Origin of the sequence: Rheinheimera sp. (assembly GCF_030690345.1) — a bacterium.
Classification (GTDB): Bacteria; Pseudomonadota; Gammaproteobacteria; order Enterobacterales; family Alteromonadaceae; genus Alishewanella.
Genome location: NZ_JAUYGV010000008.1, coordinates 33,599 through 46,868 on the forward strand (window position 1 = coordinate 33,599; position 13,270 = coordinate 46,868).

9 protein-coding genes and 3 tRNA genes are annotated in these 13,270 nt (G+C 48.9%); 3 read left to right on the top strand and 9 right to left on the bottom strand.

The window, feature by feature from the left end:
• Positions 1-117: 117 nt before the first annotated feature.
• Positions 118-1,125 carry an isocitrate dehydrogenase gene (locus Q8O77_RS15150; protein ID WP_305554973.1) on the top strand — a complete coding sequence of 336 codons (1,008 nt, stop codon included), beginning with the start codon at positions 118-120 and terminating at the stop codon, positions 1,123-1,125.
• A gap of 69 nt (positions 1,126-1,194) precedes the next feature.
• Positions 1,195-1,419: a VF530 family protein gene (locus tag Q8O77_RS15155; protein ID WP_305554976.1), complete on the top strand. Its 225-nt coding sequence runs from the start codon at positions 1,195-1,197 to the stop codon at positions 1,417-1,419.
• 13 nt (positions 1,420-1,432) lie between these two features.
• Here Q8O77_RS15155 and Q8O77_RS15160 read toward each other — a convergent pair whose 3' ends face one another.
• From Q8O77_RS15160 to Q8O77_RS15195, 8 genes are all read right to left on the bottom strand, one after another.
• Positions 1,433-2,002: a nucleoside deaminase gene (locus Q8O77_RS15160; RefSeq protein WP_305554979.1), complete on the bottom strand. Its 570-nt coding sequence runs from the start codon at positions 2,000-2,002 to the stop codon at positions 1,433-1,435.
• 150 nt (positions 2,003-2,152) lie between these two features.
• On the bottom strand, positions 2,153-2,623 hold the full coding sequence (gene gpt / locus Q8O77_RS15165; RefSeq protein ID WP_371133498.1) for a xanthine phosphoribosyltransferase: 471 nt from the start codon (positions 2,621-2,623) through the stop codon (positions 2,153-2,155).
• Between the two features lie 30 nt (positions 2,624-2,653).
• Positions 2,654-3,355 carry a purine-nucleoside phosphorylase gene (gene deoD / locus Q8O77_RS15170; protein WP_305554982.1) on the bottom strand — a complete coding sequence of 234 codons (702 nt, stop codon included), beginning with the start codon at positions 3,353-3,355 and terminating at the stop codon, positions 2,654-2,656.
• A gap of 9 nt (positions 3,356-3,364) precedes the next feature.
• Entirely contained in the window at positions 3,365-4,579 is a 1,215-nt protein-coding gene (locus tag Q8O77_RS15175; protein ID WP_305554985.1) for a phosphopentomutase, read from the bottom strand.
• 213 nt (positions 4,580-4,792) lie between these two features.
• The gene (locus tag Q8O77_RS15180; protein WP_305554988.1) at positions 4,793-6,958 is read right to left on the bottom strand and encodes a prolyl oligopeptidase family protein; all 2,166 of its coding nucleotides are present in this window, start codon (positions 6,956-6,958) and stop codon (positions 4,793-4,795) included.
• Positions 6,959-7,097: 139 nt separating this feature from the next.
• Positions 7,098-7,173 (bottom strand) — tRNA-Phe (locus Q8O77_RS15185).
• Positions 7,174-7,190: 17 nt separating this feature from the next.
• Positions 7,191-7,266: transfer RNA gene (locus Q8O77_RS15190), tRNA-Thr, on the bottom strand.
• Positions 7,267-7,330: 64 nt separating this feature from the next.
• Positions 7,331-7,406 (bottom strand) — tRNA-Phe (locus Q8O77_RS15195).
• A 229-nt stretch (positions 7,407-7,635) separates the two neighbouring features.
• On the opposite strand from Q8O77_RS15195, the gene Q8O77_RS15200 reads away from it, so the two are divergent.
• Complete coding sequence (locus Q8O77_RS15200) at positions 7,636-10,395, top strand: ATP-binding protein (protein ID WP_305554991.1); 2,760 nt, start codon at positions 7,636-7,638, stop codon at positions 10,393-10,395.
• Between the two features lie 52 nt (positions 10,396-10,447).
• Here the strand turns inward: Q8O77_RS15200 and Q8O77_RS15205 are convergent, their stop codons facing one another.
• Positions 10,448-13,078, bottom strand: a complete 2,631-nt coding sequence (locus Q8O77_RS15205) for a hypothetical protein (protein WP_305554994.1) — start codon at positions 13,076-13,078, stop codon at positions 10,448-10,450.
• Positions 13,079-13,270 lie beyond the last annotated feature (192 nt).

Sequence of the window (13,270 nt, forward strand, 5' to 3'; positions counted from 1 at the left end):
CAGCAGTAAACTTGTGCCAAACTGGCACTTTGGGCCGAAAAATGCTATATTCTGCGCCGTTTTCAGGCCCGCCAGAGGCCCTCTTTCCGAATAATTACGACAGCTAAGGATCCCCCCATGAGTAAGCAAATTATTACTGTCATTAAAGGCGATGGCATAGGCCCAAGCATTGTTGAAGCCGCCATCCAGGTACTGGATAAAGTGGGCTGTGACTTCGACTACGAGTATGTCGATGCCGGTTTAACCGCACTGGAGAAAACCGGTGAGTTGTTACCCCAGGCCACGCTGGATGCCATAGCACGTAACAAAATTACGTTAAAAGGCCCGCTGACTACGCCGGTAGGCGAAGGCTTTACCTCTATTAACGTAACGCTGCGGAAAAAGTTTAACCTGTATTCCAACGTACGCCCGGTAATTTCCTTTAAGGGCACTAAGGCACGTTACGAGAATATCGACATCATCACTATCCGTGAAAATACCGAAGGCATGTACTCCGGTCACGGCCAGGTAGTGTCTGCTGATGGCATGGTTGCCGAAGCCACCAGTATTGTGACTAAAGACGGTGCCGAGCGTATTGCGGTGTTTGCCTTTGAAACGGCACGGCGCGAAAAGCGCAAGAAAGTGACCATTGTGCACAAGGCCAACATTCTCAAATCCACCTCTGGTTTATTCCTGAAAACGGCGCGTGAAGTGGCGACCCGTTACCCGGATATTGAAGCTCAGGAAATGATTGTCGATAACGCCTGTATGCAGCTGGTGATGAACCCGCAACAGTTCGACGTTATTGTTACCACTAACCTGTTTGGTGACATTTTATCTGACTTATGCGCCGGTTTAGTTGGCGGCTTAGGCATGGCACCTGGCGCCAACATTGGTGCCGATTGCGCTATTTTTGAAGCGGTACACGGCAGTGCACCGGATATTGCCGGTAAAAACCTGGCTAACCCAAGTTCGGTGATCCTGGCTTCTATTCAAATGCTGGAATATTTAGGCATGCAGGATAAAGCCGAGAAAATCCGCAGCGCTCTGGCCGATGTTATCGCCAGCGGCGATCGTACCACGCGTGATTTAGGCGGCAGCTTCGGCACCACCGACTTTACCGCTGCGGTATTAGAGCGTTTATAAGCAATATTGCTGTTAGAATAGCCACCTTAGGGTGGCTATTTTTTTACCGTCAACAACAGAGGACTTTACATGTCTCAACCGAAAAACCCGCTGCACGGTGTCACGCTGGAGCAAATCGTCACCGCGTTGGTCGATCACTTCGGCTGGCCGGCTCTGGCGCAGCAGATAGATATCAACTGCTTTAAAACAGATCCGTCAGTAAAAAGCAGCCTGAAATTTTTACGCAAAACGCCGTGGGCACGGCAAAAAGTAGAAGAGTTGTATGTGGCAAAAAAGCTGTATCAGCAAGTCTGATACAGCTTTTCGTCTAACCGTTGTAAATAGCCCCGCCGCCACTCACATAGCTTTGCAGTACACTGTTAGCCGCATCGCGCTGTACCAACCGCACTACTTCAACACCGGCATTGGTAAGATATTCATAACTGCTGTCATACACCGGGCCTTCATCAAAACCGATAGCACGGGCGTCGTCGGCTGTAGCCGCACAGACTAAACGCTTTACCCCACTCCATAAAGTACCGCCCAAGCACATAGCGCAAGGCTCGCACGAGGTAAACAGCTCACGCTTAACACCATCGGCTGATAAACTAAAGCTCTGCACGCTTTGCTCTGCCAGCATTATCGCCATCATCTCGCCATGCGCAGTAGAGTTATGCAGTGGCATTACGCGGTTTACGCCAACACTGACCAGTTTGCCGCTGGCGCAGTCAAAAATAGCACTACCAAAAGGGCCGCCGGTGCCGCGCAGCACGTTTTGCTTTGACAGCTCTACCGCCAGCGCCATTTTTTCATCGTCGTTTTGATACACTTTTTGCCAGTCGACTACTTCGTTAATCCAGTCCGGCAAGTGCAGGGTTAATTGTTGTACTGCTGTCATCATTACTCCAAAAACATCTGCTGCAAGCAAACGAGTCGGATTGCCCACGCCAACACGCCGTAAACCCATCCCTGGGGGCTCGTCTCAGCCCGTCCGGGGCTTCAACGGTTAGCTTAGGGCAATCCGACTCTCAGCCTCTCGCTTCTTTCTTTACTTCTCAGCCAATGGCTTGCTATAAGCCAGTTCCATATCCCATGGCAGCTGGATCCAGGTGTCCTGCTCGATATCCGTTACATACTTATCCACCAGTGGCTTACCTTGTGGCTTGGCATAAACGGTAACAAAGCAAGCTTTAGGGAAATGCTCACGCAGGGCTTTGGCCGTTTCACCGGTATCCACCAGATCGTCGACAATTAACAGCTTGTCTGAATCGGCCAGGCTGGCGTCTTTTAAAATGCTTAAGCTACCTTGCTTATCATGCTCGTAGCTGGCAACACAGATACTGTCTACCACACGGATATTCAGCTCACGGGCTAAAATAGCCGCCGGCACCAGGCCACCGCGGCTTACTGCCACTATGGCATTATAGTCATGGCCTAACAGCTGATGCGCCAGCTCTTTGGTGGCGCGGTGAAAGGCTTCCCAGGAAACATAAAACATTTTATTGCTGGATAACGACATGGTTCAATCCTGTAGTCAGTTAAACGGTGATCAGAGGCAGCCCAGTGCCACTTCGACCATTTCATTAAAGCTGTTCTGCCGCAGCTCTGCGCTTAACGCCTCGCCGGTGCGAATATGATCGCTTACCGTGAAAATCGCCAACGCATTGATGCCGTATTCTGCAGCCACGCCGTACAAACCGGCGGCTTCCATTTCAACTGCCAACACACCATACTTTTCTAAGGTGTCGAACAGGGTTTCGCTGGGGTTGTAGAACAAGTCTGAGGTAAACACATTACCCACTTTGACATTGATATTTTTTGCTCTGGCTGCGGCTACCGCTTTTTCCAGTAAGGCAAAGCTGGCCATAGCGGCAAAGTCCATCCCCGCCAGGCGGTTACGGTTAACGTTAGAGTCGGTGCTGGCACCCATACCAATAACTACGTCACGTACTTTAACATCCAGTGGCAAGCCACCGCAGGAGCCGATACGGATAATGTTTTTTACGCCATAAAACTTTACCAGCTCGGTGGCATAGATTGACATCGACGGTATGCCCATGCCGGAGCCCAGCACGCTAACCGGCTTACCTTTATAGGTACCGGTATAACCAAACATATTGCGCACAGTGTTTACACACACCGCGTCGGTTAAAAAGGTTTCAGCAATGTGCTTAGCGCGCAGCGGGTCGCCCGGCATCAATACTGTTGCAGCAAAAGCGCCCTCTGGCGCATTAATATGCGGAGTTGCCATAAATATCTCTTAGTTAATTTTATCCAGGAAGGAATCGCCGTACGCCATAGCGTCCAGCGTAAAATAATCGGCCAGCGTCTGGCCAATATCAGCAAAGCTCATACGCTCGCCCAGATCTGTGCCTTGCATGCCGGGTTTATACACCAACACCGGGATATATTCCCGGGTATGTTCAGTGCCATGCCAGGTTGGGTCACAGCCATGATCCGCGGTCAATATCATCAGTGTGTCATCAGCACAGGCGGCCATTAATTCCGGCAAACGGCGGTCAAAATACTCCAGCGCTTCGCCATAGCCGATAGGATCACGCCTGTGGCCAAAGTTCTGGTCAAAATCCACCAGGTTGGTAAAGACCAAGCTGTTGCCCGTCTGCTGTGCCATCTGTGCCAGGGTTTTATCAATCAGCGCTTCCAGCCCGGTGGCTTTTAAACTTTCACTAATGCCCTGATGAGCATAAATATCGGCAATTTTACCGATGCTTACCACCCTGCCGCCAGCGGCAGTAAGTTTATCCAACACAGTGGGTGCCGGCGGCAGTACGGAATAATCGCGGCGGTTACCGGTGCGGGCATAGTTGTTTGCGCTGTCGCCCAAAAACGGCCTGGCGATAACGCGGCCAATATTGTAGTCGTCCAGCAGTTCACGCGCGACCAGGCAAAAATCCAGCAGCTTTTGCAGGCCAAAATGCTCTTCGTGCGCCGCCACCTGAAACACGCTGTCGGCCGAGGTATAACAAATCGGTTTACCGGTTTTTATATGTTCATCACCCAGCTTTACCAGAATATCGGTACCTGAAGCATGGCAATTGCCCAAAATACCAGGCACACCGGTGCGCCGGCACAGCTCGTCTATTAATGCCGGCGGAAAGCTGTCGGTTTTGTTATGAAAATAGCCCCAGTCAAACAGTACCGGTACACCGGCAATCTCCCAGTGGCCGCTGGGAGTGTCTTTACCGCTGCTCAGCTCGCGGGCATAGCCATAGCCGCCAACTATGTTATCGCTGTCGGCTACATCAGCCGCAATGCCATGCGATGCGGCAGCGCCGGCTTTAACCAGCCCCAGCCGCGCCAGGTTAGGCAACGCCAGCTGACGGCCGGTTTTAGCACGAAATGCTTTGGCAATACTGGCGAAGGTATTAGCACCGACATCACCAAAGGTGTCTGCATCCGGTGCATAACCGATACCGAAACTATCCAATACCAGGATCACTGCTTTTTTTGCCATAGTCCTGCTCCTGCCATCTGTGTTAATCGTTGGTATATCTACTGCGACCAGCATAACCGCTATAGGGTTCGTGCAACAGTGGCCGACACATTTTAAAAAAGGGCACGCAGTGTAAAACGAACGCTGCAGCTTTACAATAAGGCCGGCGGGCTTTGCCGTTAGCCAAAGACAAAAAACCCGCCGGTTGGCGGGTCTTTTATGCCATAGCAGCGGTTACGGCAACTGCTGATAGCCCATGTTATACAACGTAAAGCTGAAGATATCCGCCATCTGTTCAATCTGCTTTGACACCGGCGTACCGGCACCATGCCCGGCATTGGTTTCAATGCGGATCAGCTGCGGGTTTGCTCCGGCATCTTTGGCCTGCAGCTCAGCAGCAAACTTAAACGAATGCGCCGGCACCACGCGATCGTCATGATCGGCTGTGGTCACCATAGTGGCAGGATGCGCCACACCGGCTTTAACATTATGCACCGGTGAGTAACCCAGCAGGTAATCAAACATTTCTTGACTCTGCTCGCTGGTGCCGTAGTCATACGCCCAGCCGGCGCCGGCAGTAAAGGTATGATAACGCAACATATCCAGCACACCCACGGCCGGCAATGCTACTTTTACCAGCTCAGGCTTCTGTGTCATTACCGCGCCCACCAGCAAGCCACCGTTTGAGCCACCGCGAATAGCCAGTTTATCTTTTGAGGTATAGCCTTCTTGTTGCAGGTATTCTGCTGCAGCAATAAAGTCGTCAAACACATTTTGCTTTTGCAACTGCGTACCGGCCTGATGCCAGGCTTTACCGTATTCACCGCCGCCACGCAGGTTCGGTACAGCGTAGACACCGCCCATATCCAGCCATACCGCATTAGGGATACTGAAACCCGGTGTCAGGCTAACGTTAAAGCCACCGTAACCATATAGGATAGTTGGGTTAGTGCCATCGCGTTTTAAGCCTTTTTTGTAACTGATGATCATCGGTACTTTAGTGCCGTCTTTTGAGCTATAAAATACCTGCTCAGACACATAGTTATCGCTGTCAAAATCCGCGCCTGACTTACTGTACACCTCTGAGCTGCCGGTTGCCGGTGCAAAGCTGTATATGGTTTGCGCTGTAGTGTAGTTAGTAAAGGTGTAATACAGCGTATCGTCGGCTTTTTTAGCGCTGAAACCGCCTACACTACCCACGCCCGGCAGGCTGATATCGCGTACCAGTTTGCCGCTGTAGTCGTATTGCTGCACTTTGGCGATAGCATCAACCATATACTCGGCAAAAATGTAGCCGGCGCCGGTGGACGCACTCAGCACGTTGTCAGTGTGCGGGATTAAATCAACCCAATGCTCAGGCTGAGGCTTAGCCGCATCTACCGTTACCACTTTTTTGTTCGGCGCATTCAGGTTAGTCACCAGATACAATTTACTGCCATCGTTATCCAGTAAGTCGGTATCAGAATCGGTGTGGTCTAAAATAGTCACCAGGGCGCTGTCAGGCTTGGTTAAATCTTTTAAAAACAGCTTATTGCCGGATGTAGATACCGCAGCAGAGATCAACAGGTAGCGATCATCTTCAGTGACAGAAGCACCAACATAACGGTGTTTTTCCGCATCAGTACCACCAAAAACGACGGTATCGTCTTTTTGTGCTGTACCCAGTTTATGGTAGTACAGCTTATGCTGATCGGTTTTGGCCGACAGCTCACTGCCATCCGGTTTGTCATAGCTGGAGTAGTAAAACCCTTCGTTACCTAACCAACTGATACCACTGAACTTTACATCAACCAGTTCAGTTTCCAATTGCTGTTTGGTTTCAACATCAATAACGATAATTTTGCGCCAGTCACTGCCACCTTCAGAAATGGAGTAGGCCAGTTTAGAACCATCTTTGGAAAAGCTGACCTCCGCCAAAGATGTGGTGCCGTCTTCACTAAAAGTATTGGGGTCAAGAAATACTTCGCTGCTGCCATCAGCTAACTGACGATACAACACATACTGGTTTTGCAGGCCGTCATTTTTGTAAAAATAGGTGTACTTGCCTTCTTTAAACGGCGCACTGACTTTTTCATAATTCCATGATGCCGCCAGCTTTTGCTTAATTTGTTCGCGGTACGGAATTTGCTCCAGATAACCAAAGGTAACTTTGTTTTGTGCTTTTACCCAGGCTTCAGTTTCACTGCTGCGGTCATCTTCTAACCAGCGGTACGGGTCGGCAATTTGTTGTTCGAAATAGCTGTCTACCACCTCAATTTTGGTAGTTTGCGGATAGCTGATAGTCAGTTTTTTAGTTTCTGTCATAGTAGTACTGTCAGGTCCGGTTACGCTGTCGGTGCCAGGGGCGCCGCCACAAGCGGCCAGTAAGGATAGGGTAAGAATGCTTAAAACATGTTTCATCTGCGCGGACTTCCTGTTTCTGGTTGTTATAAACGCCAACGAGCTTAACAAAGAAGCAGGCCCTTGCCTATTTCAACAGCGCAGATTTTGCCGGCGGTTAAACGAAAAAACCCTAACCAAATGGTTAGGGTTTTAAGTATGGTGCCCAGACCCGGAATCGAACCAGGGACACGCGGATTTTCAATCCGCTGCTCTACCGACTGAGCTATCTGGGCAAAACTGTGACGCTAAATGGTGCCGCTTATCCGAGTCGAACGGATGACCTACTGATTACAAGTCAGTTGCTCTACCAACTGAGCTAAAGCGGCTGCGACAACATGGAAAAAGTTATTTAAGTTTGATACTTTACAACAACTTTAGCACCGAAATTAATGGTGCCCAGACCCGGAATCGAACCAGGGACACGCGGATTTTCAATCCGCTGCTCTACCGACTGAGCTATCTGGGCAACGCGGGTCGTATTAAACGGATTTTACGATCCTAAGTCAACAGATATTTTAGTGCACAAGGTGCGTTAGCTTATTAGTTGAACAAAAGCCCGAAAGATCTGTATCACGGTTGAAAAACACGGCTACTTTTTGCTTAAAAACTAAGCCGCTACCTTATTTAGCAAAAGTTGTTAGAATGCCGGCTATCAATGTTACTTTGCTCTGTCGGCAGCTATGATTGGATAATAAATGGAAAATACGTCGTTTAGTAAACCGATTTTTAAACGCCTGGCTTTATTGTCAGTACTACTGTTGTTAGTCCAGGCTGCGCTGTTACTGCTATGGCATAAACCTGAACCGGGCCTGGTTAATAAACAACTGGAACGGCTGGCTGCCGATACCCGGTTGGTTGGCCGCGTAGTGCAACCTTTACTGCGCCGAAACGATTACAGTGCTATAGAACAAATATTGGCGCAGGCACGCGATGGCAACACTGACAGAGCAATGTACCTGTATCGTACTACCGAAAGTAACGAGACAGAACTGATCGCCAACACCAACAACGTACAGGGCTTTGTACCACAGCCGGCATGGCAGGAAACCGCAGTGCAGCAACCGGGCTATCTGGTAGTACATCACCTTATAAACGTTGGCCAGCAAAAAGCCTTACTGGTGTATGTACAGCAATTAACAATTAAACCGCTGTGGCCTTACGCAGCTATTTTTGCCATTAGTTTGGTAATAGGCCTGTTGCTCAGCGGCTTTTTTGCCTCTGCTATTTCCGGCTTTTTCAGCCGCCGTATTAAGCCTTTATTGCAGGGCACTAAACTGGCACTGGATAAAAATCAATTTAACAGCAGCCTCGACAGCCACGCGCGTGACAGCTACGGCACCCTTGGCAGTTATATTAACCAGTTATTTCGCAAAATTGAGGCTGCACAACAAGGCCTTGCCGAATCAGAGCAAAATATTAAAACGCTGAAGCAGGAAGTAGACACGCGAATTAAAGAGCGCACCGACGCACTGGAAACGGCAAAACTGACAGCGGAAAAGGCCAATGAAGCCAAATCTACCTTCCTGGCTACCATGAGCCACGAAATACGCACGCCAATGAACGGCATTATCGGCACTATCGATTTACTGCGTAAAACCCAGCTGTCTACCTCGCAATTTCGTATGACAGATACCGTACGGGAGTCGTCATTCTCGCTGCTGCGCATTTTAGACGACATTCTGGATTTCTCTAAAATTGAAGCCGGTAAGCTGGAACTGGAAACCATACCGCTGTCGTTGGTGGAAATTATTGAAGCGGTAGGCCGTATTCTGGTGTCAGTAGCGTATCAGCGCCAAATCGATTTAAAGCTGTTTATCGACCCGCGCATTCCGGATGGCCTGGTTGGCGACCCTGTGCGGTTACGGCAAATTCTGTATAACCTGGCCGGCAATGCGATTAAATTTACCCAAACCACACCGGAAACCACCGGTCTGGTGGTAATAAAAGCTGAACTGCTGGAAGAGAATATGGACTTCAGCCAAATTCAGTTCAGTATTATCGACAACGGCAAAGGCATGACGCAGCGCCAAATAAGCTATGTGTTCCAACCATTTAACCAGGCCGAAGGTTCCATTACGCGTAAATTTGGCGGCACCGGACTGGGCTTGTCTATTTGCCAGCGCTTAACCACGCTGATGTACGGCGACATTAATGTGGTCAGTGAAGTTGATAAAGGTACCGAATTTAAAGTACGGGTGCCGATGCGCCGCTCAGACGAAATTCATTATCTGGATAAAGAGCTGTTACGCGATATTCATCTGTGCCTGTTTACTACAGATGCGCATAACCGGGCGCACTTACAAGCGTACTTTGCTTATGCCGGTGCCGAACTTAGCACAGAGCACAGCTTTGAAGCACTGCAGGCCAGAGCCGCTGCGATGAAGCCGCTACCGCCCAAGCAAGCCGCTGTCTGGGTACTGGATGCTACCTATGAGCAAATTTCTGCGAATGAAATTGACCTGCTGCAACAAACGCCGGGCATGAGTCAGGTACAGTTTGTTGTCATTACCAATCAGGTGGAGTTATCTGAGCGTAGTAATGACAAAATCTATTATCTGCACAGCTCACCTATTTGCCGCAGCCATTTATACGATGCGGTGTTAATTGCGGCTAAACGTAAAGCTAAACCGGTGTACGCCGGTGAGAAAACCCCGACCGCCGCAGCGCCGTCGATTGAACAAGCACGTAAACAACGCCGCCTGGTGTTACTGGCCGAAGACAATCTGATGAACCAACGGGTGATTGTCGACCAATTAAACGCCCTTGGCTATGCGGTAGAAGTCGCCGACGATGGCGCTATCGCGCTGGAAAAATGGCGCCGCTATCACTACCCGTTGCTGTTGACTGATCTGCATATGCCCAATATGAGCGGCTATGACCTGGCAAGCGCAATACGTAAAGAAAGCCTGCACCTGAGCGAAGGCGCTGAGTTTACCCGCATTGTCGCTGTAACTGCCAATGCTCTCAAAGGTGAAGAGCAAAAGTGCCTGAGTATTGGTATGGACGGTTATATTACTAAACCGATTGAGCTGGCCACGCTGGAACTGATGTTAGCGCGCTGGCTACCGCACCCGCAAAGCGGTAAAAAAGCAGTGCCGGTAAGTGGCGATAATGGCCAGAATAACTCACCGATTTGTTTTACCACCATCGCCAATTTCCTTGGCAATGACCCGGCCAAACACGAAGAATACCTGAATTACTTTGTCAAACATGCTGCTGAACTGCTAACCAACCTGAGCAACAGTGCAGAGCAACAAGATCGCAGTACCGCGCGCTCTATAGCACATCAGTTTAAATCAGTGGCAAAAAGCGTCGGCGCCCTCAGTTTATCCGCTGATGCAGCGAAGCTGGAAAAAGCCGCAGAAGAAAGCGATTGGTCAGTTATCAACGAGTATATCCGTCAAATGCAGGAGAAATATCAGGAAGTGGTAAGCTACGTGAAGCAGCGTTACTAAGTCGCCTCATTGATTAACCGGAGCCTTAAGGCTCCGGTTACACTTGTGCTAATCAGAACGTTGTATATTGTGCTTTGCTTGGTTTAAGCACTTTACGTACTACTTTTTTCACATTAAAAGTCTGGGTGCTAAGCGCATTTTGCGGTGCGGTATCATTCCAGTATTCGTAGTCAATCTCTTCATACATACCAATACGACCAGCAATTATCAAGGCGCCTTCACGGAATGACTCTTCCCGAACATACAAACGCCGTCCCAACAGACCATCTTCCATTTTTAACACTGTCCATTCACGCTGTTGCTGTAAAGGCTCGTAGAATAATGTCATACCGTTATCGCCATTGAGCTGCCAGGTTAATGGTGGCGTGTTCACTTTCGGGTCAAATGCCGGTGGAAAATCTGTTAACGGAAATGGGGAAATTACCCTGTTACCGCTATTGTCAGCGTTCAGTTGCCAACCAAAAAACTGTGAAAAGACGTTTTCTGTGTCACTGCAATCAGGATCCGCCGGACAAAATAATAACCGGCCGTTATCCCAACTTTCTTTAGTCCAGGAGTTAATCATCGTTTGCCAATATTGTTCTTCAGCATTGGCCAGCAAGCTTGCATCAACACCAGCATCGGTTTTAAAGGCATACTCTGCCTCAGCCGCAATAATGTTGTCGTCTGTATCATAGACCGTAGTAAACACCTGCAAGTCTGTACCGGACTGGTCAATAATTTCCAGTTTAACAGCAGTGCCATCTGATATTGTAAGGAATAGCTGGCCATCAGTTACCTGCCAATTGAAGGTTCTGTCAGTGGCAGTTCCTAAACCGGTACCATCGGCATTAAACAGCAGTGGGTCCAGGTAGAAATTAGTTAAATCTCCGCCTTGAAACGGCAGGTTTTGCGTATAGTAGGTATTTATCGCCCAAGTTCCGGCCATTTGTTCTGCATCAAAAGCTAACTCTGAGTTACTCTGCTTACGCATTAAAACATTGCTGCTAAATTCAATCGTATCTGATGCTTCAACTAAGCCCTGACTCGTTTGCACAGGTACCACTTCACGCCGTTGTATACCTGCCTGACGATATGTATCAATTAGTTGGCCTTGTGTAACTCTGGATAACTCAACCGAATCGATATAATACATAACTGCAACCTGAGAAATATTATCCGTAGTTAACCAATCTACCTGTTGTTGAGTCAGGCCTGCAGCTCCAACTGCCACACCGACAAAACTGGTGAAACTTGAAGCTGCATTAATATAATCAATGCTGATTTTGCCATTTATCAGTTCCCATTCAAAAGTAGATTCACCGCTACTGATTGCATGTAAACCTGTGCCGTCCTCATTAAACTGCCAACGCTCACCACCGCGGGATAAAAAGCCCGGCGCAGCAGCGTAAGTGCGAAAGTACAATGGTGCAATTGCATCGGCGGTTACCGGCGGAGTTAATGTCGGATCTGCCACGATGGCTGCGATGGTATCTTCAATCAAGCTCGGCTGTTCTGCTTCAATTTGCGTAACCAAAGCATTGTAAGCGCCAACATTCGCCAGTAGCGCTACTATATCTGTAGTACCGTCCGGCAGAGCAATATCCGGGTTGTCAGTAAGAATCTTTACAACAGCTGCAGCCTCGGCCAATTCATCAGCATCAATAGATTTTTCTACGAAGGTTAGATCATTGATATTTGCCGGCACCACTCCGTTATTGGCACTAACTAGTAAAGAGTACAACGCGGTGGATACAGCTGTTACCGAAACAGTGTTAGAGCCATCTGCTGCCACACTGACTTGAGTATCTGCAGGCTTGCTTTTTACGGAAGCGACAGAAACTACTTCAGCCACGGTAAAACCGGAATAGACAGCATTGTATTTTAAGCGAGTGTTGGCAACTGATGTCACCTCAACAACTACTACGCTATCAGTAAGGTCATCATCTAATTCCAGCTCAATTACAAAGGCACCATTTTCGTCTACTACAGCAGTTGCCGGCAGCGCCGCGCCGCTCAAAACAGCCTCAGCACCACTGAAATCAGCACCACTAACCTGCCCCTCCAGCGTAAACGCTACCAATGCAGGCGCAATATCGACCACTAACTCTAATTCGGCAGTTTCATCATCATCATCTGTCACCGTTAACATAAAGCTAAGCGAAGTAAGCTCTGTAACCGCTGGTGTAGTGAAACTAACCGTATCAGTGTCGCTTCCGGTCAAGGCTACAGTTGGCCCTGCTGTTTGCAGCCAACTAACAGCAGTAATCTCGCCGTCATCAGTAAGCGGGGCTGTTAATGAGATGTCTGCTTTTTCGGCTATCGCATCAGGTTCACCACTTAACTGCGGCAGGAGGTTATTTAAAAGAGTAACAGTGACATCATCCGTTGCCGTCTGCCCTTTGGCGTCGGTTACCGATAGCCTTAACACAGCGGCACTGTCAACATCTACCGATGGGGCAGTTATCGTCGGCGACAACGTATCCAGGGCTGAAAAGATCACGTCGGGCCCTGACATCTGAGACCAGCTAACCGTCAATTCGCCCTCACCGCTGGCAGAACTGCCGCTGATTTGCACTGAGCGTCGCTCTTTCAGACTAACGTCTGCGCCGGCATTTGCCACGGCATCATCGTCAGATGAACAGCCTCCTAACAAAACACCTGCGACAAGCACTGCTGCCACTTTTTTACGCCATACAGCCATAATAACTATCCTTATATTCGTCTAATCCACATGGATAAAACGCTTACATTCAGCAAAAATTCATAATCAACTATACCTGCAACTTGATAAACAGCCGAGGACATTCATTTATAGCGGATAATTTGCAGCAAAAGATGAGTAAAAAAGAAATAACGAATATATCCGTCAAATGCAGGAAAAATACCAGGAAGT

What these genes read in the sequence shown, in the direction of transcription:
- Q8O77_RS15150 (WP_305554973.1), top strand. Translation starts at nt 118, where the DNA reads ATGAGTAAGCAAATTATTACTGTCATTAAAGGCGATGGCATAGGCCCA.
- Q8O77_RS15155 (WP_305554976.1), top strand. Translation starts at nt 1,195, where the DNA reads ATGTCTCAACCGAAAAACCCGCTGCACGGTGTCACGCTGGAGCAAATC.
- Q8O77_RS15160 (WP_305554979.1), bottom strand. Translation starts at nt 2,002, where the DNA reads ATGACAGCAGTACAACAATTAACCCTGCACTTGCCGGACTGGATTAAC.
- gpt (WP_371133498.1), bottom strand. Translation starts at nt 2,623, where the DNA reads ATGTCGTTATCCAGCAATAAAATGTTTTATGTTTCCTGGGAAGCCTTT.
- deoD (WP_305554982.1), bottom strand. Translation starts at nt 3,355, where the DNA reads ATGGCAACTCCGCATATTAATGCGCCAGAGGGCGCTTTTGCTGCAACA.
- Q8O77_RS15175 (WP_305554985.1), bottom strand. Translation starts at nt 4,579, where the DNA reads ATGGCAAAAAAAGCAGTGATCCTGGTATTGGATAGTTTCGGTATCGGT.
- Q8O77_RS15180 (WP_305554988.1), bottom strand. Translation starts at nt 6,958, where the DNA reads ATGAAACATGTTTTAAGCATTCTTACCCTATCCTTACTGGCCGCTTGT.
- Q8O77_RS15200 (WP_305554991.1), top strand. Translation starts at nt 7,636, where the DNA reads ATGGAAAATACGTCGTTTAGTAAACCGATTTTTAAACGCCTGGCTTTA.
- Q8O77_RS15205 (WP_305554994.1), bottom strand. Translation starts at nt 13,078, where the DNA reads ATGGCTGTATGGCGTAAAAAAGTGGCAGCAGTGCTTGTCGCAGGTGTT.